We start from the raw sequence: 26,490 nt of genomic DNA on the forward strand, positions 1-26,490 counted from the left end.
GGGGCTTTGGCCCCGGTCAGCCGGCTTCCGCCAGGGCCGCGTGCGCGGCGGTGAGGATCTCCTCGGAGAGTGGGGAACCCGCGGTTGCCCGGGACAGCACCAGCGCACCGAACAAGGTGCACAGCCGGGCGATGCCGTCCTCGCCCTCCCCGGCGGCCCCGACCGGGGCGAGGAACGCGGCAAAGTCGGCCACCCCCTCGGTGTAGGTGCGACGGGCCTCGCAGTCCTCATCCCCGCGTGCGACGTCGACGGCGAGGGCCGCGACCGGGCAGCCGCCCGCCGGGTCGTCACGGTGCTCGACGGAGAGGTAGGCGTCGATCAGGGCCCGCTGAGCGGTATCCCGCTGCCCGTCGTACTGCTCGAGCCCGGCCGTATGGCGCCGGGCGAGCTCAGCGAAGGCGTGGGCGGTCGCCTCGTCGACGAGCGCCTCCTTGGAGGCGAACTGCTTGTAGAAGCCGCCGTGGGTCAGGCCGGCCGCCTTCATGAGGTCGGCGACGCTCACCTGGGTGCCCTGCTCCCGGAACAGCCGGGAGGCGGTGTCCACCACCCGCCTGCGGTTCTCCTGCGCCTGCGCCTGCGATACGCGGCCCATGGCCACCTCCCATTTGGATGTCGACTGGCATCTATCGTATCCCCATGTTTAGATTGGGTTCGTAATCTAAACATGGGGCGTGCGACTCGACGGCGCCCGCCGAAGACCAGGAGCAGGCATGGAACTGAAGAACGCGGTCGCGGTCGTCACCGGCGCCAACCGGGGCCTCGGACGGCACCTGGCCGCCCAGCTCGTGGAGCGCGGCGCGAAGGTGTACGCGGCGGCCCGCCACCCCGAGACGGTCGACGTGCCGGGCACCGTCCCGCTGCGCCTCGACGTGACGGACGAGGCATCGATACGGGAGGCCGCCCGCATCGCGTCGGATGCGACCCTGCTGATCAACAACGCGGGCATCTCCACCGGCGCGACGCTGATCGGGGGCGACACCGATGAGGTGCGCCGGGAGATGGAGACCAACTTCTACGGCCCGCTCGCCGCGACCCGCGCCTTCGCCCCCGTCATCGAGGGCAACGGCGGCGGCGCCGTACTCAACGTCCTGTCCGCCCTGTCCTGGTTCCACCCGGCCGCCCTCGGCTCCTACGCCGCATCCAAGGCCGCCGCCTGGGCACTGAGTGACGCTACTCGCGAAGAGCTGGCGCCCCGGGGCATCGCCGTCTCGGCGCTGCACGTCGGCTACATGGACACCGACATGGCCGCCGGTGTCCCCGCCGACCAGAAGGTCGCCGCCGCCGACGTCGCGGCTCAGGCCCTGTACGGCATCGAGACGGGCCTGCCCGAGATCCTCGCCGACGAGACCAGCCGGTACGTCAAGCAGAGCCTGGCCGCGGCACCCCAGCCGAACGCAGGCTGACGCTCACCCCGCCACCGCGGCGCGCCCCCTTCCCACCCCTCGTGCAAGGACCTTTCATGCGTTATACGACCTTCGGGCGCCTGACCGGACTGCGCGTGTCCGAGTACGCGCTCGGCACCGCGAACTTCGGCACCGGCTGGGGCGCGGGCGCCGAGCCGGACGAGGCACGCCGGATCTTCGACCGGTTCGCCGAGGCCGGCGGCACCTTCCTCGACAGCGCGGACGGCTACCAGTTCGGCGAGTCGGAGGAACTGACCGGAAAGCTGATCTCCGCCGACCGCGACCATTTCGTCCTGGCCACCAAGTTCGCCCTGGGCTCCGCTCCGCAGCCGGACATCTCCAAGACGGGCAACAGCCGCAAGAACATGGTCGCCTCGGTGGAGGCCAGCCTGAAGCGCCTGGGCACCGACTACATCGACCTGCTGTGGGTGCACTTCCCCGACGAGCTCACTCCGATGGAGGAACTCCTGCGCGGGCTCGACGACCTGGTGAGCGCCGGCAAGATCCACCATGCCGCGCTGTCCAACTTCCCCGCCTGGCGTGTCTCGCGCGCGGTCACCCTCGCGGACCTGAAGAGCTGGACCCCGATCGTGGGCATCCAGCACGAGTACAGCCTCGTCGAGCGCACCGCCGACCGTGAACTCCTGCCCATGGCCGAGAGTCTCGGGCTCGGTGCCGCCCTGTGGTCCCCGCTCGGCGGCGGACTGCTCACCGGCAAATACCGCAGCTCCGCCGAGGGACGTCTGAGCGACCTGGGCATGGTCATCCACACCGAGAGCACCGGCCAGAAGACCGCCGTCGTCGACACCGTCCTGGCCGTCGCCCAGGAGACCGGCGTGACACCCGCCCAGGTGGCGGTGGCCTGGGTGCGCGAGCGCGCCGCCCGCTCCCTGGCCACGCTCGTCCCGATCATCGGCCCGCGCACCCTTGCCCAGCTCGACAGCTACCTCGGCGCCCTCGACGTCCAGCTGACCGACGCGCAGTACACCCGGCTGACCGAGGTCAGCGCGATGCCGCTCGGCGCGCCCCATGAGGGGATCGGCGCCTCCCTGCACCGCCTCCAGGGAGGCGCGGCCGACCGCGTCACCGCCCCTGTCGTGCCGGTGGCCTGATGGGCGAACGCGGCTGAGGACGCGGTGCGCCCAGCCGCAGCCAGGAAAACAACGCAAACTATCCCGTACTGGGAGAAGCCCGGGGCGAGCACGGACCCCGCCCCCTTCCAGGGACGGGACACGGAACGGAGACGACGATGAGGGCCTTCATGGTCGAGAAGTACGGCGGCCAGGCCGGGATGCGCGCCGCCGAAATGCCCGACCCGCAGGTGGGCGCCGACGACGTCCTGGTCAAGATCCACGCGGCGAGCGTCAACCCGCTGGACCTCAGGATTCGCAACGGGGACTTCAAGGCGTTCCTGCCCTACCGTCTCCCCCTCGTCCTGGGCAACGACCTCGCCGGAGAGGTCCTGCAGGTCGGGTCCTCCGTCACCCGCTTCGCGGTGGGTGACGAGGTCTACGCCCGGCCCGACAAGGACCGCATCGGCACCTTCGCCGAACTCCTCGCAGTCCACCAGGACGACCTGGCGCCCAAACCCGCCGCCCTCACCATGACCGAGGCCGCCTCCCTGCCCCTGGTCGCCCTGACCGCATGGCAGGCACTGGTCGAGCGCGCCCGCGTACAGCCGGGTCAGAAGGTCCTCATCCACGCGGGCGCCGGCGGCCTCGGCTCCATCGCCATCCAGCTGGCCAAGGAACTCGGCGCGCACGTGGCCACCACCGCGAGCACCGCCAAGGTCGACCTGGTCAAGAACCTCGGCGCGGACGAAGTCATCGACTACCGCACCCAGGACTTCACCGAGGTCCTCGACGGCTACGACGTCGTCCTCGACAGCCTCGGTGGCGACAACCTGGCCAGGTCCTTGCGTGTCCTCAAGCCCGGCGGCATCGCCATCAGCGTCGCGGGCCCGCCCGACCCGGCCTTCGCCCGTGAACTAGGCGCGAACCCGGTCCTCCGCCTGGCCATGACCGCGCTCAGTTCCAAGACCCGCCGCCAGGCCAAGCGCCTGGGCGTGACGTACTCCTTCCTGTTCATGAAGGCCAGTGGAGACCAGTTGCGGGAACTCACCCCCCTCATCGACACCGGGAAGATCCGCCCCGTCGTCGACACCGTCTTCCCGTTCGACGACACCCTCCACGCCATGGAGTACGTCGAAAAGGGCCGGGCGAAGGCCGGCAAGGTCGTCGTCTCCATGACGTAGGACAGACCCGCCGACACCGGCCGGCTCCACCAGCTCACCGTCCACGCCGAGCAAGGCGTGATGCGCCTGGTCACGGGCCTGGCACCCGGCTTCGGCAGGGCCGTCATCAGCCCCAGCGGACCCGCCACCACCCCGCGGCGCGCGACCAGAAACACACCGGGAGAAACCACCATGAGCAGCACCGGCACCCCGAACGAACCCGTCATCACCTCGTACGCCCACGCCCCGACCCGCACCGTCACCGCCGGCGGCGTCACCTACGCTTTCCGCGAGCTGGGACCCAAGGGCGGCGTCCCCGTCGTGTTCTTCGTGCACCTCGCCGCGACCCTGGACAACTGGGACCCGCGCATCATCGACCCCATCGCGAAGGGCCGTCACGTCATCGCCTTCGACCAGCGCGGTGTCGGGGCCTCCACGGGCCAGGTGCCGGACAGCATCGAGGCGATGGCTGATGACGCCTACACCTTCATCACGGCGCTCGGCTTCGACAAGATTGACGTCTTCTCCTTCTCCCTCGGTGGCATGATCGCCCAGGCCCTGGTGGTGAAGCACCCCGAGCTCGTCCGCAAACTCGTCCTCACCGGCACAGGCCCCAAGGGCGGCAAGGACATCGACAAGGTCGCCGGCACCACGTACTGGGACATGCTGCGCGCCACCCTGACCCGGTCGGACCCCAAGGAATTCCTGTTCTTCAACCGCAACACCACCGGCAAGCTCGCCGCGCGCGCGTTCGTCAACCGGCTCAAGGAACGCACTGCCGACCGCGATGCGAAGATCAAGATCAAAGCGTTCCAGACGCAGCTGAAGGCGATCAAGAAATGGGGGCGCTCCACCCCCGACGACCTGTCGCAGCTCGCCCAGCCCACCCTGATCGCCAACGGCGACAACGACCGCATGGTGCCTTCGGTCCTCTCCGAGGACCTGCACCGACGCATCAAGGACAGCGAGCTGATCATCTACCCCGACTCCGGCCACGGCGGCATCTTCCAGCACCACCAGCAGTTCGCCCCCCTCGCGGTCGAGTTCCTCGCCCGTTGACCTCTGGCGAACACCACAACTGCACGTTCGGCGACCAGAAAGAGAAGAGCAGCATCATGAGCGCCTCACCGTCCGCCGCTCAGCTGGGCGTGGAGAAGAAGCACCTCACTTCCTCGATCCTGCTGTGGGTACGCACCGACCAGCCCCGCCAGACCGGCATGGACCACTGGAAGGGACCGCACTCAGAGATCATCTCCGTCACCCCGGGCCTGGAGGAGTACCGACAGATCCACCTCGCCGAGCACAACCCGGGCCGGTGGCCGGCGACCGACGGGGTGCAGACCTCGATCCCCGCGGACCGGAAGATCGACGGCGTCGCCGAGGTCACCTTCCAATCGGCGCTTGCGCCCCTGAAAGGGCGTAAGCAGACGAAGCTGGCCCACGCCGACGAGATCAACGTGTTCCGCCGCACCCTGCTCTATGCCGGCCCACCGAACTCCTCCCGCTGGTACGACGTCGCCGGCCCCGACGAGACGGTCGGTGCCCGCACCCTGATCTACCTGCGCCGCAGAGACGGGGTCGGCGCAGGAGAGTTCCGGAAGTTCGTCAACCAGCAGCTCGTTCCCGCGCTCGCCGACGCCGCAGCGTTGAAGGAACTGCGCACGCAGACGTTCCTGCCCTGGAGCGAAAAGCTCTGGGACACCCCGAACGTCGCCCACGACAACCCCCATGACCAGCGATTTCATGCCTCCCTCGTCCTCGGGTTCAGCGACAGCGCAGCACGGGACGCATTCTTCACCGGCAACGCGATCGAGGGCCTGACCAACCAGCTGGCACCGCTCGCCTCCGCGATCCACGCATACGACGTCGCCGCAGCCTTGACCTTCGTCAAGAACGGAGACATCCTCCCGCGCTACCAGGAGTGAACGGCCGGCCAGAGCATGGAGCAGATCCGACGGACCGGCCGAGCAATCACTCCACCCCCCGGACCGGGCGCTACCCGGTGCTCGGGAATATGGCTTGTCTCGAATGACGCCCGCTGCCAGCTGGGGCCTCGAACTGGGATACGAAGCGGCGCCTCGTCCTCCAGGAGCAGGACCGGACTGAGCACGTCACCACCGAGAAGGAACTCGCCGAGGCCAAGAAGAACTCCTGGATCAGGATCCCCCGCTTCGACTACGCCCCGTCCGAACGCCTCCGCTTCGTCCTCAGCGGCGGCCAGCCGCACCGGGCGAGCGAATGGGCCGACACCCCCGGACGCTCCCTCGAGGACCAGCTCGCCGAGATCGCGCAGGAGGTCACACTTCGCGGCGACGCCGCCGAACGCAGACGTCTCGACGAGATCGAAGCAGCGCACCACGCTTCTGCCCTGCCCTCACAGGCAGTCACTCAGCGTGCCCTTGGCGGCACCTCAGATGGGATGACGTCCCGTGCCACCTCGGCCCGCCGCAACGGCACTTCCTGGGGAGGATCGACGGTCCTGGGGAGCGCGTGGGGAGAATCGACCGCATGACGCAGCACGATCCTGAAAGACGCTGAAAGACCGATCCGCTCAGGTCAGGGGTGAGTACAGCCGCATCGATGCAGGTCAGCACCACCACGTAGACAACTTCATGACGTAGGTACCGAGGTCGTCGGCCTCGACGATCCCGGGGAGCGAGCCGCCCTCACGCAAGGGGGTGACATAGCGGGTCGCTGTCACTTCTGTAAGCATCCGCCCAGGCTAGGGCCTGTCCGGCCCTGATCCGCCGGACAGGCCCCAGGCGTGCGCCCGCACGGTGTCGACCAGCGCCGGCGGTACGGGCGGCGCACGCCTGCGACTCCTCGCCCCGCCGAGAGCGAACATCCTTGGATCCGGGCCGTGTTGTGTGAAAGCTGGGAGGTCACATCCCGGATCCCGGAGGCGCGCCATGACCGCCGAGCACGCGAACACCCTGTACGAGGCCGTGGGCGGAGCCGACGCGCTGCGCCGGCTCTCCGAGACGTTCTACGAAGGGGTCCTGGCCGACCCCCTCCTCGCCCCCGTCTTCACCGACTTCACCGCCGCCCATGTGGAGCACGTCGCCGTGTGGCTGGCGGAGGTGTTCTCGGGACCCGCCGAGTTCACGGCGGAGCTCGGCGGCCACCAGGCCCTGCTCCGCGCCCACCTCGGACTCGGCATCACGGAGGAACAGCGGCTGCGCTGGATGGAGTTGATGGCGGCGGCCGTGGAGAAGGAACTGCCGGACGACGCCCTGCTGCGCCGCCGGGTGGTGGAGTACTTCGACTGGGGCACGCGGATCGCCAAGGACGTCTCGGCCTCGGCACCCGGCACGGACCTCGGCGAGCCGGGCCCCACCCCGCGCTGGGGCTGGGACGGCCTCGCCTGACCGACAGGGCACCTCCTAGGGGTGTCTTGTCGATCACGCCGCGAGCCCGGCCTGATCGACAAGACACCCCCTAGGGTGTGGGGGTGCCTTCGCGAACCCTCCTGACCAGCGCGTCTCTCTCCGATGCCGCTCTCCTCACCCACACGGAACAGGGCCGTGACCGGCCGCTCCTCGTGTGGGCCCCGGGGCCGGGCGTCCGCATGGTGTCGAGCGCGGTGCTCGGCGGCGGCATCGGCGAGCGGCAGTGGGTGATCAACGCCCAGGTCCCGCCCGGCTACGACCGGCTCGACCCGGTCGCCCACCTCCGCGACCTGGCCGCCGGAGCGGGGCTCGTGGGCGCGGGCGTGGGCTTCATGACGGCGGCTTCGGTCGCCGACCGGTGCCACGCCGAGGACGGCGGTGTGCGGGCCGTGGTCACCGCCGGGATAGGGGTACGGGGCTGGGCGGCGGCGCCGGGAGAGGGCGGCGTCGCGATCCCCCGCCCCGGGACGATCAACATCATCGTGTCGCTGCCGGTCCCCCTCACGGACGCGGCACTCGTCAACGCGGTCGCCACCGCCACCGAGGCGAAGGTCCAGGCCCTGGTCGAACTCGGCGCGGACGCCTCGGGCACGCCCACGGACGCGGTCTGCGTGGCCGCGCCTTCACCCACCGGATCCGCGGCCGAACCGTTCGCCGGCCCGCGCTCCCTGTGGGGCGCGCGCCTGGCCCGGGCGGTGCACGCGGCGACCAGAGCCGCCTGCGCGGACCTGATCGCCGCCGAGGCCGCGAAGCCCGCCGACGGCCCGCCGCCCGTCACGTACGCCTCGATCGCATCCCTTTGATACGCGGCGAGGCCCGGCGCGATCGCCTCGCACGCCTCGGCCAGCCGGCTCATCCGAGCCGTGCGCTCGCGCTGCCCCGCCTCGATCCGGTCCTCGCTCAGCGTTTCGGTGTACCGCTCGACGGTCTCGGCCGGCTCCCGGAACTCCCGCAGGTTCTCCCCGTACTGGGAGGGCCGGACGCCCTGGGGAGGAGCTTCCGCTGCGGCAGCGTCAAGCCCCGCGTCCAGGTTTCCGGCTCACCGCCGCACCCGCACCCGGAGCGGCACCGGGGGGCGGTTCAGCCGTGCGACAGCAGCGCCGCCGTGAGTTCGGCCGCGCGACGGTGCCAGAGGTGGGCGCCGCGCAGCATCGAGTGGCCTCCCGTCGGCATCGGGATGCCCGCCGCGTCCGCGCCCGCCGCGCGGGCCCTGCGGACGAAGTCCCAGGAGGCGCGGGCCGAGGTGACGCGGTCGGTCTCGTCGTGGAGCAGGTAGAGCCGCCGGCCGCCGAGGTGGTCGACGGGCTCGTCGGTGGGGCACCAGGGCGCGAGGGCGACGACGCCACGGACGGCGGGGTCGCCCGCGGCGGCGAGTGCCGCGCGGCCGCCCATCGAGTGGCCGAGGAGGACGACGGGGACGGGTCCGGCCTGTTCCCGGAGGCGTACGAGTGCGCTCTCGGCGTCGCGGGCGGCGTCGGCGCTCTCCCCGTTCCAGCCACGGTGTCGGTAGCGCACCTCGGCGACCAGTACGTCCCGGCCGCGGACGGCGCGGGTCACGGCGGTGGCGAAGGGGCGCATGCGCAGCGCGGGGAGGTTGAGCGCGGGCGGCGGCTCGGGGCCGTCGGCGCGGCCGCCGTGGAGCAGCAGCACGGCCGCGGTGGGTACGGCGGGTGCGCTGCGGACGACGAGGGAGCCGGGGTCGGCACGCCGGGTGCGGCAGAGGGTCATCGGGCGTTCGCCCCGCTCCCGCGCCGGTGCGCTGGCCGGCGGGAACATCCGCTCAGGCGGACCGTCGCGTGTCCGGGCTGCTGCGCCATGGGTGGCCTCCAGGAGTCGCTTGCCGCCTCCCCGGTGGAGCGGTCCGCTCACGACACGGGGGAGACGACCGTGAGGCCCGCAGTCTGCCAGGTCGCACGGGCCGTCAGATACGGGACCCGGCGGACGGGAAGGGCGCCCCGGACTCACGGCATGCCAGGTGTGCCGGTGGGCGCGGCCGGGGCGGGGCAGGCGACGGTGCCCGGGAGTACGGAGAGCTTGAGTTTCGGGGTGGTGAGGAGGCCGGGGATCTGGAAGTCCTGGGCGGTGCCGACGATCCGGTCGAACTTGGCGTACCGCGCCTGGATGCCGAAGCGGTGCTGCGGACTGTTCAGCGGATTGACGACGTATGCCCCGCCGGCGTCCTTCACGGTCTTCACGTCGGCGCCGTTGGTGTTGAGGTCGACGATGCCGTCCATGTCGAGGACTCCGGTGGCGTCGCGCAGGTCGAGGACGGTGTTCTTCGTCCTGATCTCCCAGGAGCCGGGGTTGTCGTCGCCGAGGGTGAGGAGCAGGGTGTACGTGGCTCCCGCGATCTGCTGCCGCTGGCTCAGGCAGAGGCCGTTGAGCATCCCGTCCGCGAAGCCCATGCGGAGCACCCGTACGGTTCCGGTCGAACCGTCGGGCCGTACGACGGTCTGGTCGACGACGGCGGCGCCGTACTGCGTCCCGTACAGGCTGCTGGTGGTGAAGTCGACGGGCCGGTCCTGGATCCGGAGTCCGACGGCCAGGGCGCCGCTCGCCATCGCGGAGCCGAGGCCACCGGCCGCCAGGAGCGCGGGCACGGCGACGGCGAGGGAGCGGCGCCAGTGGGTGCGCCCTTCCGGCCCGCGGTTCTCGGGGCTCAACACGGGCAGGCGGGGCTCGGGGCTCATGGGGTGGTCACCGTGATGGTTCCGGGGAGGTGGACGGGGTTGTCGGTGGAGTCGAGGGCCGCGTGGTCGTCGACCGTACGGATCGCGTAGATGTCGCCGACGAAGTCCTCGGCCCCGGCGGTGAGCGGGATGAGGGAGCCGAAGAGGTCGAGGAGTCCCTGCACTCCGCAGATCTTGACGAGGACGCGGACGCAGACGTTGGAGATGCTGCCCCACATCGTGGTCGTCTCGGGCTTGCCCGCACTGTCGTAGCCGCCGAGGGAGCCGTCGGCGGGGACGTCGATGGTGACGGTGTGACCGGCCGCCCGCTGGACGACGTTCATGTGCGAGCGGATCTTGAGCTTGGTGAAGGTGTACTGGGTGGTGACGCGCGTCGTGCCGTCGGAGAGCCGGATGGTGACGTTCTTCTCCACGGTCATGGAGACGGCGACCATGCTGGCGATGGTGACGTGCAGCGGGTCCGGGGAGGGCAGGAAGGGCGCGCCCATCGGCTCGACGGCGGCGGTCGTCCCCGCGGCACGGCTCGGCTGTCCGGACCAGAGGGCGGTGACGACGGCGAGGACCAGGGCGGCGGTGACGGCGACGGCCTTGCGCCGCGCCCCGGCAGACGGCTTCGCGTGGCCCCTCACCCCTCCGCCTCCGCCGCCGCCCGGCGGCGGGGCCGTTTGGCGCCCCAGCCGACCGTCATGGAACCGCCGAGGACGCCGAGCGTCATGCCGAGCAGGAAGCCGCCGAGGTTGGAGACGACGAGCGAGACGACCGCGAGGACCACGCCGATGAGCCCGAAGGTGTACCGCTGGCCGGGCAGGGCCAGCGGGATGAGGCCGCACAGGATCATCCCGCCGCCGACGAGGTAGCCGGCCACTCCCCCGAAGCCCGTGCTCACGATCAACTGCAGGGAACCGAGGGAGAACTTGAGGACCGTCCAGCCTCCGGCGACCAGCCACACCCCGCCCCAGAACGGGCGGGTACGGCGGAAGGCGCGGAACCACGCGAAGGCGGACCTCAGCCGGGTCAGCATGTGGTGGCCGTTCCGGCGACGACCCTGATCTTCAGGTCGGGCAGGACGAGCGCGCCCGCCATCTCGGCGTCGTACGCGGTGGCGTTCAATCCGTGCAGCTTGATGGAGCTGCCGCCCTCGCCGCCCGCCGAACCGAGCCCGAACCCGCCGGGCAGCGCGCCCGTGAGCGGTTTGCCCGCGACGGTGACCTGGTCGGCGGACTGGCCGAGCACCGCGTTCTGGAGGGTGGTGGGTCCGTACGCCTGGAGTTCGGTCGCCTGGATGTAGAGGTTCGAGGCGTCGATGTCGGTGGTGAAGGTGCCGGGCGGGGTGGCCGTCACCTTCTGGCCGCCCGTCAGGAGCAGCGAGTACGGGACTCCCGCGATCGTCTGGTGGACGATGCCGCAGAGCCCGGCGAGCCCGGCGCTGGCGAAGCCGACGCGCGCCATGGCCGTGTGGGTGGTCGTGGTGCCGTCCGGGCGTCCGACGGCGGGGGTGTTGACGATGGCGCCGAAGCCGCTGCCCTCGACGCCGTTGGACGTCAGGGTGAACGGTTGCCCGGCGACGCTGAAGTTGGCGGCGAGCGCGCCCTGCGCCAGCGCGGTGCCGAGGGCGCTGATGGCCAGGGCGGAGGGGACGAGGGCGAGCGCGCCGCGGCCCCAGCGGGTGCCGCGCCGGGTGCCGTCGGCCGCCTCGGCGAGCATCCGGGCGTTCCAGTCGGCGGCGGCTCGGGTGCCGGTCGTACGCATCCGGGCGAGGGACGGGCCGATGCGGAGCGTACGGAGCAGGTTCTGAGTCATACGGTTCCGCTCCCAACGGACACAGGGGGTACGGGGGTTACGGAGGTGCCGGCACCCGGTCGGGTACGGCGGAGGAGGCCGCCGTGCCGTTTGGCCGGCTTCTCGGGGAGCCAGGCGAAGGCCATGGATCCGCCGAGTACGGAGAGGACCATGCCGACGAAGAGGCCGCCGAGGTTCGACAAGGGGAACGAGGCGACCCCCGCGATGACGGCGATGACACCGGCGGTGTGGCGCTGGCTGGGCAGGAGCAGCATGAGCAGGGCCATCGCCATGAGGACGACGCCGCCCGCCATGCCCGCGATGCCGCCGACGCCGACCTGGAGGATCTTGCCGAGTGGCGCCATCGGCAGGAAGAAGATGACGAATCCGCCGAGCGCCGTCCAGACGGTCGCCCAGAACGGCCGGGTGCGGCGCCAGCGCCGGAAGGCCGCGCGGGCGCCTCGGGTCCGCGCGGCCGGGTCGGCGGCGGGCAAGTCGGAGGCGGGCGGGACGAGCTCCTCGGGGCCGGGGGTCGGCTCGGGCGGCGGATCCGTGGTCATGGGGGCCTCGCAGGTGAGGTTCGGGGACGGGTGGGGGCGGCGGGCACGGCGGCGAGCAGGGCGTCCGGCGCCCGTGCCCGTCCCGGGGCACGGGCCCCGGCCGGGTCAGGGCGCCGGAGTGGTGCGGGACCGGTCGGCACCGGGGCCGACCGGTCCCTGACCGTGCGGTTGCGCGGGTCCGGTCGGCTCAGCAGCTCTTGTCGCCGTGGGCGATGCCGATGGCGAGGTCCGGCAGGGTGATGGCGCCGGAGATCGTGGCGCCGTTGGCGTCGGCGTTGAGGTTCTTGATGTCGGTACGGCCACCGGTGGCGTCCAGACCGAACTGGCCCGGGGTGCCGTCGGAGATGCCGGTGCCCTTGATCCCGGCGCCGTCGGCGGCGGCGCCGATGACGTTCGGGGTGGTGTCGCTCGCGTTGAGGGTGGCCGTGGCGGCCTTGAGCGATTGGGCGTCCAGGACCAGCTTGTTGGCCTGGAGTCCGGCACCGGCGACGAGTTGGTCGCTGGTGAGCGGGGTCGCCGCGGCGGGCGAGGAGATGTTGAGCGACCAGGTGCCGAGGCTGCCGATCACCGGGAGGTCGACGGACTGGACGGCGTGGACGCAGATGCCGTCGAGGCCGGCCTTGGCGATGCCGACCTCGGCGGCGCCCTTGGCCCCGCCGGCGTCGATGGTGTGCATGACCGCGCCGATGCCCTGCGGCGCCGCCACGGTCTTCGAGCTGAGGGTGAAGGGGACGCTGGTGAGCGAGAGGTTCGCGGCGAGCGCGCCCTGCACCATGGCCGTGGCCATGGCGGTGACGGCCGCCGTGGCGGGCACGGCGAGGAACGCCGATCTGCGCCAGCGGGTGACGCCTCTGGTCTCGTGCTGCATGTGATCTCCAACCGTCGTCCCGCACGAGCCGCGCGGGTTGGGGATGTGTACACAGCCGTGCGTCCCGCGGCCGGATGGTCGGAGACGTATGACACTTTGCGGCTGCCTGTTTGAGAATTGGACACTCTTTGATGGAGTGTCAACACCTCGGACACTCCTGGGAAGAATTCCCGCTGGACTAGGCTTGGCCGATGCCACGGTTCAGGGAGACGGTCCGGACACTGCTGCGCGAGCGCCTGCTGGACGCCGCGTACGAGGCGGTCGCAGACCGCGGCTTCGACAAGCTGCGCATGGCGCACCTGGCGGGCGCGGTCGGTGTCAGCCGCCAGACGCTGTACTCGGAGTTCCCTTCCAAGGAGGCGGTCGGCGAGGCCCTCTTCCAGCGCGAGCTGGAGCGCTGTCTCGTCGGCATCCAGGCGGGCCTGGACGCGCACCGGGACGATCTGCGCGCCGCCGTCGAGGCCGCCGTCGGCTTCACGCTCACGCTGGCCGGCCGGAACCCGCTGATCAAGGCCATGCTGACGAGCACCGGCGAGGACGGACTCCTCTCCTATCTCACGACCCGCTCGGCGGCGGCCTTCGACCTGGCGACGGCGATGGCCGACGCGTACGTCACGGAGGCCTGGCCGGGGATCGACCCGGTGGCGCGCGAACTCGCCGTCGACGCGGCCGTCCGGCTCACGGCCAGCCACATCGTCCAGTCCACCTCCTCGCCGGAGGAATCGGCCCGGCGGATCGCGGACACCGTGGTCCGGGTCGCACTGAGCACGGGCGACGAGAAGATGCCGCCGGGCCCCGGTACGACCTAAGGGCTCGGCCCCGGGGGGTGGTCCTCCAGAACGGGCCGGTTGCCGAGGTCCCGTGACGCGGAGACCGGGAAGGCCCGCATGCCGACCCGGCCCTCGATCCGCGCGATCTCGCCCCAGCCGTACGCCCGCGAGTCGTCCGACAGGTCGGGGTTGTCGCCCAGATAGAAGAACGAGCCCTCGGGCACGGTCCGCAGCTCGGACCGCGCCGACCGGGTCCCGTCCGGACCGCAGCACGCGCCCGTACGGGAGGCCTGCGCCGTCCACTGGGGCGCCACCACCCGCCGGACCGGGCCGACCCCCTTTTCCTGCAACAGGACCTGGAAGGGCTCCTCGGGCGTGGAGACGATGCCGACCCGGTCACCGGCCAGGCCGATCACCCGCTTGACCAGCAGGGCGTCCTTCCCGGCGACCCGAAGCAGCACCACGTCGAACCGGCGCGCCTCCCCCGCGGAACCCGGCGCGACGAGTATCCGGTCCCCCTCATGAAGCGTCGGAGCCATGCTCGTCCCCTCGACGCGTACGCCGAGGGCCGTCACGGCCACCGCCACGACGAGGCAGAGCACGACCCCGGTCCCGAGAACGGCACCGGCCGCCCGGCGCACGTTCACCGGACCCGATCCCGGGCCCGGACGCGGATGAGGTCCGGGGGCCACAGCGCGCCGGACCGGTCGATTTCGGTCATGGCGGGACGGTAGGACGGGCGACGGACGGCGGCTGTGACCGTACCGCTCAGGGTTGTTGACCGGGATCGCCCGACGCCGACGGCGGTGCACCCCGGTGGCCACGGGCCCGGGCCCTGGCCCGGTAGGTCCGGGGCGTCTCACCCGTCCAGCGCCGGAACGCCCGGTGGAACGCGCTGGGTTCGGAGAACCCGAGCCGGCGCGAGAGCCGCTCGATGGAGATCCGGCCGCCGGCCAGCTCGGCGATGGCGTGGTCGCGCCGCACCTGGTCGCGCAGGCGTTGATACGTGGTCCCCTCGGCGGCCAGTTGACGGCGCAGGGTCTGCGGGCTGACGGACAGCCGGTCGGCGAGCTCCTCGGGTGTCGGCACCGGCCCGGTGGGCAGGGCCCGCCCCAGGAGATGCCGTACGCGGCCGGTCACCGTACTGCCGTAGTCGGCGCAGACGAGCACGTCGACGGGGGCGCGGCGGAGGAAGACCTGGAGCGCGGCGGCGTCCCGCAGGACCGGTTCGTCGAGGTCCGCCCGGTCGAAGACGGCCGATGTCCGAGCGGCGCCGAAGACGCAGGGCGCCCCGAACAGGAGGGCGTACTCGCGCGCGTGCCGGGGCTCGGGGTGGACGAACTCGACCCGGCGCAGGCCGATCCGGCGCCGGACGAGCCAGCCCGCGAAGCGGTGGGCGACGAGGACGGTGGACTCGGCGCCGAAATGGAGGGGGTCGTCGTAGCCGGAGACGTCGAACTCCAACCGGGCCTCGTCGACACCATCGGCGCAGGTGACACCGTCGACCCGGGTGACGCCGGTGCCCTCCGCCCCCGTCCCGCCCCTCCCCGGTTCCACGAGGCGGAAGCGCGGTCCGCCAGGGAAGAGGGAGTAGAAGGTCCCGGCCCGCCGGAGCGCCTCGCGCAGGTCACGGCTGCCGTGGACCACGACATGGGCCATCATCGCGAAGGTCCCGACCTTGCTGGGCGCGCCGCCCAATCCGATGAGTTCGTCGTCGAGGGTGGCCCACAGCATTCTGACGAGCTGTCCGAACTGCTCCGCCGGGACCCGGGCCGGCGCCCGGTCCTCGGTCCGGGGTTCCTCGATCAGCGCCGAGGGCAGTCCGGCTCGGGCGAGCAGCAGCCCGGCGGCGATGCCGCGCCGCTCGGCGGCCAGCAGCACGGCCCGTACGTGATGGGCGCTCACCGACCGCGTCAGCATGCGCGTCGCCTCCACTCCGGTGGACAGTTCCATCACCAGATGTCCAGGATCAGACACTCTACTAAGAACTGTAAGGAGGCGAACGCGCGATCCTGTGAACGGGACACAGGTCACAGCCGTACCGTCGGGCGCACGGAGTTGACCGAGGAAAGAGGGGCAGCACATGAGCGGAGTGGCACGCCGGACGGTCGTCGCGGCGGCGGGCGGCGCGGGTCTGGCAGCGGCACTCACCGCATGCGGGGGCGGCGGCACGAACGACAAGGACTCGGCGGCGGAGGGCGAGACGCTCGCACGCACCGCGGACATCCCGGTGGGCGGCGGGAAGATCCTCGCCGACAAGGGCCTGGTGATCACCCAGCCCAAGGCCGGCGAGTTCAAGGCCTTCTCCTCGAAGTGCACTCACGCGGGCTGCGCCGTGAGCAGCATCAAGGACGGGGTCATCGTCTGCCCGTGCCACCAGAGCCACTTCGACGTGTCGGACGGCAGCGTGAAGTCCGGCCCGGCCGGCTCCCCCCTGCCGCCGGAGCCGATCCAGGTGGTGGGCGACGCGATCAGCCTCGGCTGATCACGCTCCCGCTCCCGCCGGCGCGGACCGCCTGGGGAGCTTCCAGCAGGCGAGCACCTCGTCGGTCGTGGTGATCGTGGCGACGAGCGCGAGGGTGTGACGGATCATCGCGGGGGTGTAGTCGGCCGGCACCCCCGCGATGGCGTCCCCGGGCACGACCACCGTGTAGCCCAGGTTGACGGCGTCGAAGACGGCGTTGGGCACGGCCACGTTGGCCGAGACGCCGGTGACGATCAGGGTCCGGCAGCCGAGGTTGCGGAGCAGCGGGTCGACATCGGTCCCGGCGAGCGGCGAGAGTCCGTGCAGGCGCCGTACGACGAGGTCCTGCTCGGCGACCTGGATCGGTTCGGCGATCCGTACCGCCGCACTCCCGCTGTGCTGCTGTACGGGAAGCCGGGCGGCGGCTCGGAAGAGCCGGGCGTTGCTGTTGGCGCCGCGCCCGTCGGGCCGCCGTTCGGCCACGGCGTGGATGACCTGGACGTCCGCCTCGTGGGCGGCGGCCACGAGCCGGGCGACGTTCCTCAGGGCACCCGACGCGCGTGCCACCGCGGCCAGTTCGGGCAGCGCGCTGTCCGGCCCGACAACCCCCTGCTGGCATTCCACGGTGAGCAGCACGACCCCACCGTCCGGACGGATCCGCTCGTCGAGCCGTTCTCTCGCACTCCGACCCATGGTCTCTCCCCTTGCGTGCGCGCGACTGGCCCCCCATGCTTTCTGACGTCTCATCAGAAATCCAGAAGGGTGCGGACGATGACCGTCGCGCAGCGCCGCGGACGCCGGATCATGATGACCCCGGCCGAGCTCGACTCCTACCTCGCCGAACAGCGCACCTGCCGCGTCGCGACCGTCTCCGCCGACGGCCGCCCGCATGTGAGCGCGCTCTGGTTCGCCTGGGACGGATCCTCGCTCTGGCTGTACTCGCTGACGCGCAGCCGCCGTTGGGCGGAGCTGCGTGCCGACCCGAGGATCTCGGTGGTGGTGGACGACGGCGTGGAGTACGGCGAACTGCGCGGGGTGGAGCTGTCGGGCTCGGTCACCTTCGTCGGCGAGGCACCTCGTACCGGCGAACCGCACCCCGAACTCGACGTGCCCGAGCAGCTCTTCGCCGCCAAGAACTTCGGCCTGGACGCCATGCCGCACGACGGCCGCCACGCCTGGATGCGCCTGACGCCGGACGCGATCGCGTCCTGGGACTTCAGCAAGCTCGCCGGACTCTGACGGAGGGCGGAGGGCGGAGGGCAGAGAACGGAAGACGGAAGGCACGAGGCTGGAGGCTGGAGGCGGGGCACCGGGGAGCCGCCCGAGCGAAATGGGTCAGCTCCCCAGCGAAACGGATCAGCCTCCGAGCGAACCGGTCGACTCCCGAGCGAACCGGGTCAGCTCCCGAGCGAACCGGCCGCCGCCCGCAGTGCGCCGACGACCGCCCGCACGGAAGGCCGGCGACCCGCGTCGACGCGCCAGGTGGCATAGATATGGCGCCGCACCTGCTGCCGTACGGGCACGAAGACGACGCCCTCCGGCACGGGCCGGCCGAGCCTGGGCGTGACGCACACCCCGAGTCCCGCCGCGACGAGCGCCAGCTGCGTGTGGTGCTCCCCCGCCAGGTGCCCGATCCGGGGCTCGATGCCCTGCGAGCGCAGCGTGAACATCAGCCAGTCGTGGCAGAACTCGCCCTCGGGCCAGGACACCCACTCCTCGTCGGCGAAGTCCACCAGGTCCGCCACCTCACGCCCGGCCAGCGGGTGCCCGGCCGGCAGGGCCACGTCGGCGGTGTCGTCGAGGAGATGGGCGCGCTCGAGGCCGCCGGGCACCGGCGCCCGCTTGTTGCTCCACTCCAGGACGAGCGCGAGGTCCGCGTCGCCGCGCAGCACGGCGCGCACCCCGCGCTCGGGCTCCAGTTCCGTCGTGCGGACCCGGAGGTCGGGGTGCCCCTCCCGCAGGGCGGCGAGCGCGGCCGGGAAGAGCCCGCGGGCCGCCGTCGGGAAGCCCGCCACCCGCACCTCGCCCACGACCTGGCCGCGCTGGGCCTCGATGTCGGCCTGGGCCACCTCGACCTGGGAGAGGATCCGGGCGGCGTGCTCGGCGAGCAGCAGGCCGGCATCGGTGAGCCGCACCCCCCGGCCGTTCTTGGCGAGCAGTTGCTGCCCCACCTCGCGCTCCAGCTTGGACAGCTGCTGGGAGACGGCGGAGGTCGTGACGTGCAGTCCGTCGGCCGCGCCACCGACCGAGCCGTGCCGGGCGACGGCGTCGAGGGTGCGCAGGCGCTCCAGGTTCAACATGTAAGCGATACTAAGGGAAGGGGTCGAGGAAATCTCGCTTGTTCTAAGACATGAGGCCGGTCACCCTGAGTGCATGAGCCCCGCAGCCCCGCCCTCCGCGTCCCCCGCCCCCGGCGTCGCCTCACGTCTGCTCGACTGGCGCGTCCGGTTCGGCGTACTGGCCCTGATCTGGGGTTTCAGCTTCGTCTTCATCAAGGTGGGCACGGAGGGCTTCGCGCCGCTCCAGGTCTCCTTCGGGCGGCTTCTGTTCGGTACGGCGGTGCTCGCCGTCGCTCTGGTCGTGAAGCGCGACCGGCTGCCGCGCGGCGCCCGCGTCTGGGGTCATCTGACGGTCGCCGCCTTCCTCCTCAACGCGCTGCCGTTCTCCCTCTTCGCGTACGCCGAGCTGACCATCCCGTCGACGCTCGCGGGCATCTGCAACGCGACGACCCCGCTGTGGGGCATGCTGCTCTCCCTCGTGGCGCTCTCCGAGGACCGGCCGACCCGGGTCCGCGCGGCCGGCCTGGGCATCGGGTTCATGGGGGTGCTCACCGTCCTCGGCGCGTGGCAGGGGTTCTCGGGGGTCGACGTCACGGGCACGGCGCTGGCCCTGCTGGCCTCCTTCAGCTACGCCGTCGGCTGGATCTACGTCCGCAGGACACTCAGCGGCACCGGCGTCTCGAACCTCTCGCTGGCCGGCTCGCAGGTCGGCGTCGCGACCCTGCAACTGGCCATCGTCACCCCGCTGTTCACCTCACTCCCGGAGTCGGTGGAAGTACTCCCCCTGCTCGCCGTGATCGCACTCGGCGCGCTCGGCACGGGGTACGCGATGCTGCTCCAGTACGGGGTGGTCGCCGAGGTCGGCCCGACGACGGCCTCCATGGTCACGTACTTCATCCCGGTCATCGCGACGGCGGCGGGAGTGGCCCTCCTGAACGAACAACTGACGTGGAACACCCCGGTAGGCGCGATCGTGGTCCTGGCAGGCGCAGCCCTCACCCAGACCCGCACGTCCCGCCGCACGCCACCCCCGGCCCCCGTTGTGAGCGTTCCTTCCGCAGGGGCGGAAGGAAGGGGCGCAGCGGACGGCGCCACCCCTGTGGTGCCCACCCGTTCCGCAGAGGCGGAACGGGTGGGCACAACGGACGGCGCCCCCAGCCGGGCCTAGGGGGTGTCGCGCCTGGACCCGCACCCAGGCGCACGCCGCGCTATGGGTGCGGGTCCAGGCACAGGGAGCGGAGGCACCGCACAAGGCGCTGCCCCGTGCGCCAACCCTTGCCCGCACGGACCGGCGCGCCAGGCACCGCACAACCCCCAGGCTCACCCATAACTCCGCGCCACCACCGGCCCCGCCGCCCCCGCCACGGCATCGGCCAGCGGCTCGATGTCCGCCACGGCGAGGCCGGACACGGTGACCCGGACGGCCGGCCCGGCGGCCATCCTGAAGCGGGCACCCGGCGCGACCGCCCAGCCCGCGGCAAGGAGCCGGGCCACCGCTCCGGTCTCGTCGGGCACCGGCACCCACACGTTCATGCCGCTCCGCCCATGGGCCTCGACGCCCCGCCGGGCCAGCGCCCGCACGAGTCCGTCGCGCCGCTTCCCGTACGACCGCGCGACGGTGGCGGGGTCCACCGCCTCGGCGGCCCAGAGGTGCGCGACGGTCCGCTGGAGGAGCCGGCTGACCCAGCCGGGGCCGAGCCGCTGCCGGCCGAGCACCCGGTCGACGGTCTCGGCGTCGCCGGTGAAGGCGGCGATCCGCAGGTCGGGCCCGTAGGCCTTGGCGACCGAGCGGATCAGCATCCAGTGGTCGGTGCCCCCGGCCAGCGGGTGGAGCGGCTGCGCGACGATGCCGTGCCCGTGGTCGTCCTCGATGAGCAGCACGCCGGGGTGTCCGGCGAGAACCCGCCGCAGTTCCCGCGCCCGCTCCTCCGTCACACACGCGCCGGTCGGGTTCTGCGCCCGGTCGGTCACGATCACCGCCCGCGCCCCGTCCTTCCGGATCGCCCGCTCGACCTCCTCGGGCAGCGGGCCCTCGTCGTCGACGGCGATCGGCACGGGACGCAGCCCCAGCGCGGGCACCAGATCGAGCAGGCTGCCCCAGCCCGGGTCCTCGACGGCGACGGCGTCGCCCTGCCGGAGGTGGACGGCGAGCACGCGCTCGACGGCGTCGAGGGACCCGGACGCGACGCCGATGGGCCCGTCCGGCACCCCGTCCGCGTCGAAGGCGGCGCGCGCGAGGCGGCCGAACTCCTCGTCGACGGGCGCCTCTCCGTACATGCCGGGTTGTTCGGCGTACCTCCGGGCGACCTCGGCGAAGGCCTCGCCGAGGGGCGGCAGGAGGACGGGGTCGGGGCTGCCGTTGCTCACGTCGCGGACACCCGCGGGGGCCTCCACCCGGATCGAGCCGCGCGCGGTCGTGGCGGGGCGCGGGCGCACCCGGCTGCCGCGCCGCCCGTCGGTCTCGATGACCCCGCGCTCCCGCAGGGTGCGGTAGGCGGCGGCGACGGTATTCGGGTTCACACCGAGTGTGGCGGCCAACTCCCGCATGGGTGGCAGCAGTTGACCAGGCTGCAGAGACCCGTCACCCACCCCCCTCTCCACGCTCGCGGCAATGTCCGATGCGCGACGACCTTCGATCCGATACTCTCCTAGCACAAACCTCAGTATGCACTAGTGCAATGGAGTACGCAATGAGCACCGCCGCCGACACGACCTCCGAGAAGACCTCCGAGACCGCTGCCGTCGCCGACACCTACGCGCCGACCGACCGGACCGTGCCCACCCGCTCCCGCGAGCGCGCGTCGTACGACAAGGCGCTGGTCCACTCGATACTCGACGAGGCGTACGTCTGCCACCTCGGGTTCGTGCGGGACGGCGCGCCGGTCGTGCTCCCGACGCTCTTCGGCCGCGTCGACGACCGTCTCTACGTGCACGGCTCGACCGGCTCGCGGCCGCTGCGCGCGGCCGGCGACGGCGTCGCGGCCCCCGGTCTGCCCGTCTGCCTGACCGTGACCCACGTCGACGGCCTCGTGCTCGCCCGCTCCGCCTTCCACCACTCCCTCAACTACCGCTCGGTCGTGGTCCTCGGCACCGCCCACCAGGTCACCGACCCCGAGGAGCTGCGCATCGCCCTCGACGCCCTGGTCGACCACGTCGTTCCCGGCCGCTCCGCCGACTCGCGCCCCGCGAACGCCAAGGAGCTCGCCGCCACGGCCGTGATCCGCCTCGACCTGAACGAGGTCTCGGCGAAGGTCCGCACCGGCGGCCCGAACGACGACGCCGAGGACCTCGCCCTCCCCTACTGGTCCGGGGTCGTCCCGGTGCGCGGCGGCTACGGCACACCGGTCCCGGCCGACGACCTCGACCCGGCCGTCGCCCTGCCCGACTACCTGACCTCGCTCTAGAGAAGCCACCGACGACGGAGGGACGGACGATGCTGATCCACCCCTGGGACGCCCCCCACGACGAGGGCGAGTGGCGCGACTGGCTCTCCCGGCACGACTTCGGCCAGCTCGCCGTGAACGGCCTGCCCGGAGATCCGCCGTGGATGCAGCCCACGCATTTCCGGTACGAGGCCGAGCCCGGCCCGTACGGCCGGGCGCTGACCCACCTGGCCCGCCCGAACCCGTTGTGGCGCGCCCTGGAGGCGAACCCGGCGGTGCTGCTCAGCGTGGTCGACGACTACGTCTTCGTGCCGGGCACGTGGACGGCCCCGGAGGGCACGCCGACCACGCACGGCACGCCCACCTCGTACTACGCCGCCGTCCAGCTGCGCTGCACCGCGCACGTGGTCGACGATCCGGCGGAGAAGGCGGAGCTGCTCAACCGCCAGGTCGCCCACTTCCAGCCGGAGGGCGGCACGGCCCTCGCCGTCCCCGGCGAGGCACCGTTCGGCCGCATGCTGTCCGGAATCCGGGGGCTGCGCCTGGAGGTGACCGAGGTGCGGGCCAAGTTCAAGTACGCGGGCAACAAGCCGCACGAGATCCAGGACCGGGTCATGGACCGCCTCGCCGAGCGCGAGGGCCCCGGCGATGCGACGGCACGGGCCCACCAACTGCGCCGCCGCACCACCGCCTGACAGCGGCGGGGGCGCGAGCCCCCACCGCGGGCGACGGCCTACACCACGGGCGACGGCCCCCACCACGGGTGACGGCCCCCACCGCGGGTGACGGCTTACACCGCCACCGCCTCCTCCCGCCGACGCTCCGCCACCGCCGTCCGTGCCTCCGCGAACGCGAGGCCCGTGACGGCGGCGAGCAGCAGCAGCGTGCCGAGCACGATGGCCGCGGTGAGCCGCTCACCGAGCAGCGAGACGGCGATCACCGCCGCGCTCACCGGCTCCAGGAGCATGATCACGGAGACGGTGGCGGCCCGGACGACGGCCGCGCCCGCGAAGTACAGCGCGTACGCGAGGGCGGTCGGCACGGCAGCCACGTAGACGAGCAGCAGCAGCACGCTCACCGGCGCGTCGGTGTGCGGTACGAGTCCCTCCGCGAGCGCTGCGGGCAGCAGCCCGACCGCCCCGATCGCGAAGGCCCAGGTCGTGGTGGAGAGGGCGTCGGTCCGGCCGCCGTCACGGCCGAGGTAGCGCGTGAGCAGGGTGATCGCCGCGTATCCGGCCGCCGAGACGACCGCGAGGACGACGCCCAGCGGCCGGACCTCCGCTGCCCCGCCGCCGAGGACGAGGACGACGAGGCCGGCGAGGGCCCCGATGACGGCGGTGATGCCGCCGCGGCCGAGGCGTTCGCCCATGGTGAGCCGGGCGCCGACCGCGATGAGGACGGGTCCCGCGCCCAGCGTGACGACCGTGCCCACCGCGAGGCCGGTGGCCTGGACGGCGGCGAAGTAGGCACTCTGGAAGACCGTGAGGCCGATGCCCGTCCCGAGGATGCGGGCCGTCCTGCGCCCGCGCGATTCCCCGGCCGTACGGGCGACGTCCCGCCGCGGCCTCAGGGCCAGCGCCCCGAGCAGGAGGACCAGGCCGCCGACGCAGCGCCAGAAGGAGAGGGCCAGCGGGCCCATGTCGCTGATGCGGAAGATCAGCGAGGCGGCGGCACCGGCCGTGCCCCAGGCGATCCCGGCGACGATCAGATAGAGCAGGCTCCGCCCGACGGACAGGGCGGATTCCGAAGAGTTCGACACGTGACTTCTCCGTGAAAGACAGGAGGGAAAGGTGGTCGCTCGGCTCCGCGCGCGGGCAGCGACGAACCGCTCGGGGGCGAGGAGTCGCCCGGCCGAGCCCGGTCTTCGTCGAGGAGAGTCTCCGCGCGCGCTAGGCGGCGGGAGGCGGAAGCACGGTCGAATGCATGATCGGCACCTTACGGGGCGGTCCGCCGGCCGGACAACTCGCTATCGCGGCCCGTCGCACCCACCGCATCCGCCACACCGGCATCCGCCGCCGAACCCGCCACGGGTCCTGCCGCGGGCGCCTTCGGCGTCGAGGACTGGGCGATGAAGGCCCCCACCAGGACCACCGCACCGCCGATGATCTGCGGCGCGTCGAGGTGCTCACCGAGCAGCACCCAGGCGAGGACGGTCGCGATGACGGCCTCCAGACAGGCCACGACACCCGCCACCTGCGGCGAGAGCCGCCGCACCGAGACGACGCCGGTGACGTACGCGAGCACGGTCGCGATCAGCACGATCCAGCCGAGCAGCAGCCACGCGGGCACGGCACTGCCGTCCATGTCGGCGCTGCCGCCCAGCAGCGCCCAGTCCATGCCCCACGGGCGGGCGACGACGGTGAGGACGACGGCGCCGATGAGCAGCCCGTAGGCGATGACGCCGATGGGATCGGCCTGCTCGGCCTCGCCGGAGCCCTGGTCGGAGAGGACGAAGTAGCCGACCTGGCAGCAGGCGGCGGCGAGCGCCAGAAGCAGTCCGACGAGGTCGAAGGTGAGCCCGGACCAGACCTGGACGACACAGGCGAGGCCGCCGACGGCCAGGACGACGCCGAGGGCGGCGGCGCGGGTGACGGGCCGGCGCTGGACGAAGCGGACCCAGCCGAGGACGAGGGCCGGTGCGAGGTACTCGATGAGCAGCGCGACACCGACGGGTATGCGGGAGATCGAGGCGAAGTAGAAGGCCTGGACACCGGCGACGGCGAGCAGGCCGAAGCCCACCAGGAGAGCGGGTTTGCGGCGCAGGAGGTCGCGGTGGCGCCAGGCCACCGGGAGCATGACGAGTGCGGCACCGGCGACCCGGAGCCACACCACATGGAGCGGGTCGAGTCCCGCCTCGATGAGCGGCTTGGCCGCCACTCCTGAACCACCGAATGCGAAGGCCGAGGCCAGGGCTAGTCCCAGGCCGGCGCTTCTCCCCTGAGACGCGTGCATCGGGCCATGATGACAGGACGCGGTCAGGGGCGTAACCCCCGTTACACCTGTTGAGACGGCTCGCCCTCAGACCTCGGAACGGAACCTTCCGCCAGAGGGGCCGTACCGACGTCGACCCGGTCGTCAACACACGGGTCGATACGCGGATCCACACCCGGGTCGATACGCGGATCGGCAGCGGCTTCGGCGCGGGCGGCCAGCGCGACCGGATCGACCCCGGCGCGGCGCAGCACCTCGACGGCCCGGCTCTCGGGATCGGCGGCGATGACGGCGAGGAGGTCGAGGCCGCGCGCCTGGGTCTCACCGCGTTCCGCGGCGCGCCGGAAGGCCTCCTCCAGGGCGGCGGACGCCGCGGGCGACCAGCCGGAGGCCCGGGCGTCCTGGGGCTCGGCCTCGCGTGCGGCGGGCAGCAGGCGCCGGGCGCCGGAGTCCTCGACCGAGCGTTGCCAGCGGAGCCCGTATCCGATGGACCGCTGGGCGAGGTAGCCGAGGACGCGGGCGGGCTGATGGCCGCCCTCGAAGACGGCGCCGACGTCGGAGTCGGACTCGATGAGCGAGTGCAGGAGGTGCGCGGTGTCGATCTGGCGGTCCCCGTCCCGGAGGGCTCGGCGGCGCGCGCCGGTCACGACCGCCCTGAGGGACGGCGCCAGAAAGGGCGCGAGCTCCGCACGCGGAGCGGCGGGGGCGGCGGGCTGCCGGAGTGGCTGCTGGGGAATCGGGACGGGATGGTGCACCCTCCCACCTCATCAGGCCCGGACGGCCGGGACATCGCCAGGGAGAAGCATGTCCGCATCCCACCGGAGTTGGGCACGTGCGCACGGTTCCTCCTCCTTACGGATGAGATCGCGCGCGTTGCCCCCGCGGGGCGCGCGCCGCCTTGCTTTGCGCCCCCGACGCAACCACAGGCCCTCCCTCGTACGTCTTCCGGTCGTGTTCTGGATGGTGGCCCTGCTCGCGCTCGACGGGCGGCAGTACGTGTACCGGGTGTACGCACCCCGGGAGGCGCTGCCCGCCGATCTGTTCTGGGCGGCCTTCCACTGCCACGAGGAGGACGGGGCGCCACGCGCCTCCGACAGCTTCGACGCGTCCGAGATCTGGTGGATCGGCGACGGGGCGGGACCGACCGCAGCAGAACTGACGGTTCATCAGTATTGAATGTTCGCGGCCACCCGGCTACGTTCCGCGACACCGGAACCCAGTTGGTACGCGTGAAGGGGTGGTCTCATGGCCGAAGTCAGCGCGGAGGCACGGATCGAGGCACCGGCCGGAAAGGTCTGGGCGCAGCTCGTGGACTTCCCCTCGTACGGCGAGTGGAACGCCACCCACACCAACTTCCCGAACGGCGGCCCGGAAACCCTGGAGACGGGCGCCACCTTCACCGAGAACATGAAGCTGATGGGCTTCCCCGCCGAGGTGCTCTGGACGGTCGAGGAGCTGGAGGCCGAGCGCGCCTTCGCCATCAAGGGCAAGGGCCCGATGGGCGTCCTCGTCACCACGCGCTACTCGCTGGCGGCGGACGGGGACGCGACGACGGTGCGCATCGACGGCGAGTTCACCGGCGCGGCGGTCTCGCTGATGGCGGGCAAACTGAAGGACTCGGCGACGGCGGCGCTGACCGAGTCCCTGCGCAAGCTCTCGGGCCTGGTGGCCTGATCCGGACGGACGAAAGGGCCCCGTGGCGGTCGCCACGGGGCCCTTCGACCGCTCCCGGCCCTTCACG

Annotated in this window: 32 protein-coding genes; 15 read left to right on the plus strand and 17 right to left on the minus strand. The window is 72.3% G+C overall.

Annotated elements, in window-relative coordinates:
* Window positions 1-16 precede the first annotated feature (16 nt).
* The gene (locus OG514_RS38335; protein ID WP_266902964.1) at window positions 17-592 is read right to left on the minus strand and encodes a TetR/AcrR family transcriptional regulator; all 576 of its coding nucleotides are present in this window, start codon (window positions 590-592) and stop codon (window positions 17-19) included.
* Window positions 593-710: 118 nt separating this feature from the next.
* Here OG514_RS38335 and OG514_RS38340 point away from each other — a divergent pair, with 118 nt between their 5' ends.
* The 5 genes from OG514_RS38340 to OG514_RS38360 all read left to right on the plus strand — a co-directional run bounded on the left by OG514_RS38340 (window position 711) and on the right by OG514_RS38360 (window position 5,561).
* Entirely contained in the window at window positions 711-1,403 is a 693-nt protein-coding gene (locus OG514_RS38340) for an SDR family oxidoreductase (protein WP_266902965.1), read from the plus strand.
* Window positions 1,404-1,459: 56 nt separating this feature from the next.
* Window positions 1,460-2,515 (plus strand): aldo/keto reductase, encoded by a 1,056-nt coding sequence (locus OG514_RS38345; RefSeq protein WP_266902967.1) that lies wholly within the window; start codon window positions 1,460-1,462, stop codon window positions 2,513-2,515.
* A 137-nt stretch (window positions 2,516-2,652) separates the two neighbouring features.
* Window positions 2,653-3,657: an NADP-dependent oxidoreductase gene (locus tag OG514_RS38350; protein ID WP_266902969.1), complete on the plus strand. Its 1,005-nt coding sequence runs from the start codon at window positions 2,653-2,655 to the stop codon at window positions 3,655-3,657.
* A gap of 171 nt (window positions 3,658-3,828) precedes the next feature.
* On the plus strand, window positions 3,829-4,695 hold the full coding sequence (locus OG514_RS38355; RefSeq protein WP_266902971.1) for an alpha/beta fold hydrolase: 867 nt from the start codon (window positions 3,829-3,831) through the stop codon (window positions 4,693-4,695).
* A gap of 56 nt (window positions 4,696-4,751) precedes the next feature.
* Window positions 4,752-5,561 carry a strictosidine synthase gene (locus tag OG514_RS38360; RefSeq protein WP_266902973.1) on the plus strand — a complete coding sequence of 270 codons (810 nt, stop codon included), beginning with the start codon at window positions 4,752-4,754 and terminating at the stop codon, window positions 5,559-5,561.
* Between the two features lie 662 nt (window positions 5,562-6,223).
* Here the strand turns inward: OG514_RS38360 and OG514_RS38365 are convergent.
* Window positions 6,224-6,349 (minus strand): hypothetical protein, encoded by a 126-nt coding sequence (locus OG514_RS38365; RefSeq protein ID WP_266903097.1) that lies wholly within the window; start codon window positions 6,347-6,349, stop codon window positions 6,224-6,226.
* 196 nt (window positions 6,350-6,545) lie between these two features.
* Here OG514_RS38365 and OG514_RS38370 point away from each other — a divergent pair, with 196 nt between their 5' ends.
* Together OG514_RS38370 and OG514_RS38375 are read left to right on the plus strand one after the other, a co-directional pair.
* Window positions 6,546-7,004: a group II truncated hemoglobin gene (locus OG514_RS38370; protein WP_266902975.1), complete on the plus strand. Its 459-nt coding sequence runs from the start codon at window positions 6,546-6,548 to the stop codon at window positions 7,002-7,004.
* Between the two features lie 83 nt (window positions 7,005-7,087).
* On the plus strand, window positions 7,088-7,828 hold the full coding sequence (locus tag OG514_RS38375) for an adenosylcobinamide amidohydrolase (RefSeq protein WP_266902977.1): 741 nt from the start codon (window positions 7,088-7,090) through the stop codon (window positions 7,826-7,828).
* A gap of 277 nt (window positions 7,829-8,105) precedes the next feature.
* Here the strand turns inward: OG514_RS38375 and OG514_RS38385 are convergent, their stop codons facing one another.
* The 7 genes from OG514_RS38385 to OG514_RS38415 all read right to left on the minus strand — a co-directional run bounded on the left by OG514_RS38385 (window position 8,106) and on the right by OG514_RS38415 (window position 12,922).
* Window positions 8,106-8,753 (minus strand): alpha/beta fold hydrolase, encoded by a 648-nt coding sequence (locus tag OG514_RS38385; protein WP_266902979.1) that lies wholly within the window; start codon window positions 8,751-8,753, stop codon window positions 8,106-8,108.
* A gap of 233 nt (window positions 8,754-8,986) precedes the next feature.
* Window positions 8,987-9,715, minus strand: coding sequence for a DUF6230 family protein (locus OG514_RS38390; protein WP_266902981.1), 729 nt, complete (start codon window positions 9,713-9,715; stop codon window positions 8,987-8,989).
* A complete protein-coding gene (locus OG514_RS38395) occupies window positions 9,712-10,344 on the minus strand; it encodes a hypothetical protein (protein WP_266902983.1) in 633 nt (210 codons plus the stop codon). Before OG514_RS38395 ends, OG514_RS38390 begins: the two co-directional genes overlap by 4 nt.
* On the minus strand, window positions 10,341-10,736 hold the full coding sequence (locus OG514_RS38400; RefSeq protein ID WP_266902985.1) for a DUF6114 domain-containing protein: 396 nt from the start codon (window positions 10,734-10,736) through the stop codon (window positions 10,341-10,343). The genes OG514_RS38395 and OG514_RS38400 overlap by 4 nt, the downstream gene beginning before the upstream one ends.
* The gene (locus OG514_RS38405) at window positions 10,730-11,515 is read right to left on the minus strand and encodes a DUF6230 family protein (RefSeq protein WP_266902987.1); all 786 of its coding nucleotides are present in this window, start codon (window positions 11,513-11,515) and stop codon (window positions 10,730-10,732) included. The genes OG514_RS38400 and OG514_RS38405 overlap by 7 nt, the downstream gene beginning before the upstream one ends.
* Window positions 11,512-12,054, minus strand: a complete 543-nt coding sequence (locus OG514_RS38410) for a DUF6114 domain-containing protein (protein WP_266902988.1) — start codon at window positions 12,052-12,054, stop codon at window positions 11,512-11,514. Before OG514_RS38410 ends, OG514_RS38405 begins: the two co-directional genes overlap by 4 nt.
* A gap of 187 nt (window positions 12,055-12,241) precedes the next feature.
* Window positions 12,242-12,922, minus strand: coding sequence for a DUF6230 family protein (locus OG514_RS38415; protein WP_266902990.1), 681 nt, complete (start codon window positions 12,920-12,922; stop codon window positions 12,242-12,244).
* 191 nt (window positions 12,923-13,113) lie between these two features.
* Between OG514_RS38415 and OG514_RS38420 the strand changes: the two genes are divergently transcribed.
* Window positions 13,114-13,731 carry a TetR family transcriptional regulator gene (locus tag OG514_RS38420; protein ID WP_266902992.1) on the plus strand — a complete coding sequence of 206 codons (618 nt, stop codon included), beginning with the start codon at window positions 13,114-13,116 and terminating at the stop codon, window positions 13,729-13,731.
* Here the strand turns inward: OG514_RS38420 and lepB are convergent.
* Both lepB and OG514_RS38430 read right to left on the minus strand, forming a co-directional pair.
* Complete coding sequence (gene lepB, locus OG514_RS38425) at window positions 13,728-14,339, minus strand: signal peptidase I (RefSeq protein WP_266902994.1); 612 nt, start codon at window positions 14,337-14,339, stop codon at window positions 13,728-13,730. The two genes, OG514_RS38420 and lepB, sit on opposite strands and share 4 nt — an antisense overlap.
* 121 nt (window positions 14,340-14,460) lie before the next feature.
* Window positions 14,461-15,669: an AraC family transcriptional regulator gene (locus tag OG514_RS38430; protein ID WP_266902996.1), complete on the minus strand. Its 1,209-nt coding sequence runs from the start codon at window positions 15,667-15,669 to the stop codon at window positions 14,461-14,463.
* A 106-nt stretch (window positions 15,670-15,775) separates the two neighbouring features.
* On the opposite strand from OG514_RS38430, the gene OG514_RS38435 reads away from it, so the two are divergent.
* Entirely contained in the window at window positions 15,776-16,177 is a 402-nt protein-coding gene (locus OG514_RS38435; protein WP_266902998.1) for a Rieske (2Fe-2S) protein, read from the plus strand.
* Here the strand turns inward: OG514_RS38435 and OG514_RS38440 are convergent, their stop codons facing one another.
* Window positions 16,178-16,849, minus strand: coding sequence for a cysteine hydrolase (locus OG514_RS38440; protein WP_266903000.1), 672 nt, complete (start codon window positions 16,847-16,849; stop codon window positions 16,178-16,180). It abuts the gene before it with no gap.
* A 78-nt stretch (window positions 16,850-16,927) separates the two neighbouring features.
* Here OG514_RS38440 and OG514_RS38445 point away from each other — a divergent pair, with 78 nt between their 5' ends.
* Window positions 16,928-17,395, plus strand: a complete 468-nt coding sequence (locus tag OG514_RS38445; RefSeq protein WP_266903002.1) for a pyridoxamine 5'-phosphate oxidase family protein — start codon at window positions 16,928-16,930, stop codon at window positions 17,393-17,395.
* A gap of 158 nt (window positions 17,396-17,553) precedes the next feature.
* Here the strand turns inward: OG514_RS38445 and OG514_RS38450 are convergent, their stop codons facing one another.
* Complete coding sequence (locus tag OG514_RS38450; protein WP_266903004.1) at window positions 17,554-18,456, minus strand: LysR family transcriptional regulator; 903 nt, start codon at window positions 18,454-18,456, stop codon at window positions 17,554-17,556.
* 73 nt (window positions 18,457-18,529) lie between these two features.
* On the opposite strand from OG514_RS38450, the gene OG514_RS38455 reads away from it, so the two are divergent.
* Window positions 18,530-19,603 carry a DMT family transporter gene (locus tag OG514_RS38455; RefSeq protein WP_266903006.1) on the plus strand — a complete coding sequence of 358 codons (1,074 nt, stop codon included), beginning with the start codon at window positions 18,530-18,532 and terminating at the stop codon, window positions 19,601-19,603.
* Window positions 19,604-19,755: 152 nt separating this feature from the next.
* Here OG514_RS38455 and OG514_RS38460 read toward each other — a convergent pair whose 3' ends face one another.
* Window positions 19,756-21,090, minus strand: a complete 1,335-nt coding sequence (locus tag OG514_RS38460) for an aminotransferase class I/II-fold pyridoxal phosphate-dependent enzyme (protein ID WP_266903008.1) — start codon at window positions 21,088-21,090, stop codon at window positions 19,756-19,758.
* Window positions 21,091-21,125: 35 nt separating this feature from the next.
* On the opposite strand from OG514_RS38460, the gene OG514_RS38465 reads away from it, so the two are divergent.
* Window positions 21,126-21,839, plus strand: a complete 714-nt coding sequence (locus OG514_RS38465; RefSeq protein ID WP_266903010.1) for a pyridoxamine 5'-phosphate oxidase family protein — start codon at window positions 21,126-21,128, stop codon at window positions 21,837-21,839.
* Window positions 21,840-21,868: 29 nt separating this feature from the next.
* Window positions 21,869-22,513, plus strand: a complete 645-nt coding sequence (locus tag OG514_RS38470) for an FMN-binding negative transcriptional regulator (RefSeq protein WP_266903012.1) — start codon at window positions 21,869-21,871, stop codon at window positions 22,511-22,513.
* A 95-nt stretch (window positions 22,514-22,608) separates the two neighbouring features.
* Here the strand turns inward: OG514_RS38470 and OG514_RS38475 are convergent, their stop codons facing one another.
* From OG514_RS38475 to OG514_RS38485, 3 genes are all read right to left on the minus strand, one after another.
* On the minus strand, window positions 22,609-23,577 hold the full coding sequence (locus tag OG514_RS38475) for a DMT family transporter (protein WP_266903014.1): 969 nt from the start codon (window positions 23,575-23,577) through the stop codon (window positions 22,609-22,611).
* A 176-nt stretch (window positions 23,578-23,753) separates the two neighbouring features.
* Window positions 23,754-24,770 (minus strand): DMT family transporter, encoded by a 1,017-nt coding sequence (locus OG514_RS38480; RefSeq protein ID WP_266903016.1) that lies wholly within the window; start codon window positions 24,768-24,770, stop codon window positions 23,754-23,756.
* A 41-nt stretch (window positions 24,771-24,811) separates the two neighbouring features.
* Window positions 24,812-25,504 carry a Clp protease N-terminal domain-containing protein gene (locus OG514_RS38485; RefSeq protein WP_266903018.1) on the minus strand — a complete coding sequence of 231 codons (693 nt, stop codon included), beginning with the start codon at window positions 25,502-25,504 and terminating at the stop codon, window positions 24,812-24,814.
* A gap of 196 nt (window positions 25,505-25,700) precedes the next feature.
* Here OG514_RS38485 and OG514_RS38490 point away from each other — a divergent pair, with 196 nt between their 5' ends.
* Window positions 25,701-25,925, plus strand: coding sequence for a hypothetical protein (locus tag OG514_RS38490; protein WP_266903020.1), 225 nt, complete (start codon window positions 25,701-25,703; stop codon window positions 25,923-25,925).
* A gap of 69 nt (window positions 25,926-25,994) precedes the next feature.
* Window positions 25,995-26,423: an SRPBCC family protein gene (locus OG514_RS38495; protein WP_266903022.1), complete on the plus strand. Its 429-nt coding sequence runs from the start codon at window positions 25,995-25,997 to the stop codon at window positions 26,421-26,423.
* Window positions 26,424-26,490: the final 67 nt, after the last annotated feature.

Origin of the sequence: Streptomyces sp. NBC_00572, assembly GCF_026341815.1 — a bacterium.
GTDB lineage: Bacteria > Actinomycetota > Actinomycetes > Streptomycetales > Streptomycetaceae > Streptomyces.

Excerpts from the sequence above, each read along its gene's own strand:
- OG514_RS38335 (WP_266902964.1), bottom strand. The coding sequence starts at position 592 with ATGGGCCGCGTATCGCAGGCGCAGGCGCAGGAGAACCGCAGGCGGGTG.
- OG514_RS38340 (WP_266902965.1), top strand. The coding sequence starts at position 711 with ATGGAACTGAAGAACGCGGTCGCGGTCGTCACCGGCGCCAACCGGGGC.
- OG514_RS38345 (WP_266902967.1), top strand. The coding sequence starts at position 1,460 with ATGCGTTATACGACCTTCGGGCGCCTGACCGGACTGCGCGTGTCCGAG.
- OG514_RS38350 (WP_266902969.1), top strand. The coding sequence starts at position 2,653 with ATGAGGGCCTTCATGGTCGAGAAGTACGGCGGCCAGGCCGGGATGCGC.
- OG514_RS38355 (WP_266902971.1), top strand. The coding sequence starts at position 3,829 with ATGAGCAGCACCGGCACCCCGAACGAACCCGTCATCACCTCGTACGCC.
- OG514_RS38360 (WP_266902973.1), top strand. The coding sequence starts at position 4,752 with ATGAGCGCCTCACCGTCCGCCGCTCAGCTGGGCGTGGAGAAGAAGCAC.
- OG514_RS38365 (WP_266903097.1), bottom strand. The coding sequence starts at position 6,349 with ATGCTTACAGAAGTGACAGCGACCCGCTATGTCACCCCCTTGCGTGAG.
- OG514_RS38370 (WP_266902975.1), top strand. The coding sequence starts at position 6,546 with ATGACCGCCGAGCACGCGAACACCCTGTACGAGGCCGTGGGCGGAGCC.
- OG514_RS38385 (WP_266902979.1), bottom strand. The coding sequence starts at position 8,753 with ATGACCCTCTGCCGCACCCGGCGTGCCGACCCCGGCTCCCTCGTCGTC.
- OG514_RS38390 (WP_266902981.1), bottom strand. The coding sequence starts at position 9,715 with ATGAGCCCCGAGCCCCGCCTGCCCGTGTTGAGCCCCGAGAACCGCGGG.
- OG514_RS38400 (WP_266902985.1), bottom strand. The coding sequence starts at position 10,736 with ATGCTGACCCGGCTGAGGTCCGCCTTCGCGTGGTTCCGCGCCTTCCGC.
- OG514_RS38405 (WP_266902987.1), bottom strand. The coding sequence starts at position 11,515 with ATGACTCAGAACCTGCTCCGTACGCTCCGCATCGGCCCGTCCCTCGCC.
- OG514_RS38410 (WP_266902988.1), bottom strand. The coding sequence starts at position 12,054 with ATGACCACGGATCCGCCGCCCGAGCCGACCCCCGGCCCCGAGGAGCTC.
- OG514_RS38415 (WP_266902990.1), bottom strand. The coding sequence starts at position 12,922 with ATGCAGCACGAGACCAGAGGCGTCACCCGCTGGCGCAGATCGGCGTTC.
- OG514_RS38420 (WP_266902992.1), top strand. The coding sequence starts at position 13,114 with ATGCCACGGTTCAGGGAGACGGTCCGGACACTGCTGCGCGAGCGCCTG.
- OG514_RS38435 (WP_266902998.1), top strand. The coding sequence starts at position 15,776 with ATGAGCGGAGTGGCACGCCGGACGGTCGTCGCGGCGGCGGGCGGCGCG.
- OG514_RS38440 (WP_266903000.1), bottom strand. The coding sequence starts at position 16,849 with ATGGGTCGGAGTGCGAGAGAACGGCTCGACGAGCGGATCCGTCCGGAC.
- OG514_RS38445 (WP_266903002.1), top strand. The coding sequence starts at position 16,928 with ATGACCGTCGCGCAGCGCCGCGGACGCCGGATCATGATGACCCCGGCC.
- OG514_RS38450 (WP_266903004.1), bottom strand. The coding sequence starts at position 18,456 with ATGTTGAACCTGGAGCGCCTGCGCACCCTCGACGCCGTCGCCCGGCAC.
- OG514_RS38455 (WP_266903006.1), top strand. The coding sequence starts at position 18,530 with ATGAGCCCCGCAGCCCCGCCCTCCGCGTCCCCCGCCCCCGGCGTCGCC.
- OG514_RS38465 (WP_266903010.1), top strand. The coding sequence starts at position 21,126 with ATGAGCACCGCCGCCGACACGACCTCCGAGAAGACCTCCGAGACCGCT.
- OG514_RS38470 (WP_266903012.1), top strand. The coding sequence starts at position 21,869 with ATGCTGATCCACCCCTGGGACGCCCCCCACGACGAGGGCGAGTGGCGC.
- OG514_RS38480 (WP_266903016.1), bottom strand. The coding sequence starts at position 24,770 with ATGCACGCGTCTCAGGGGAGAAGCGCCGGCCTGGGACTAGCCCTGGCC.
- OG514_RS38495 (WP_266903022.1), top strand. The coding sequence starts at position 25,995 with ATGGCCGAAGTCAGCGCGGAGGCACGGATCGAGGCACCGGCCGGAAAG.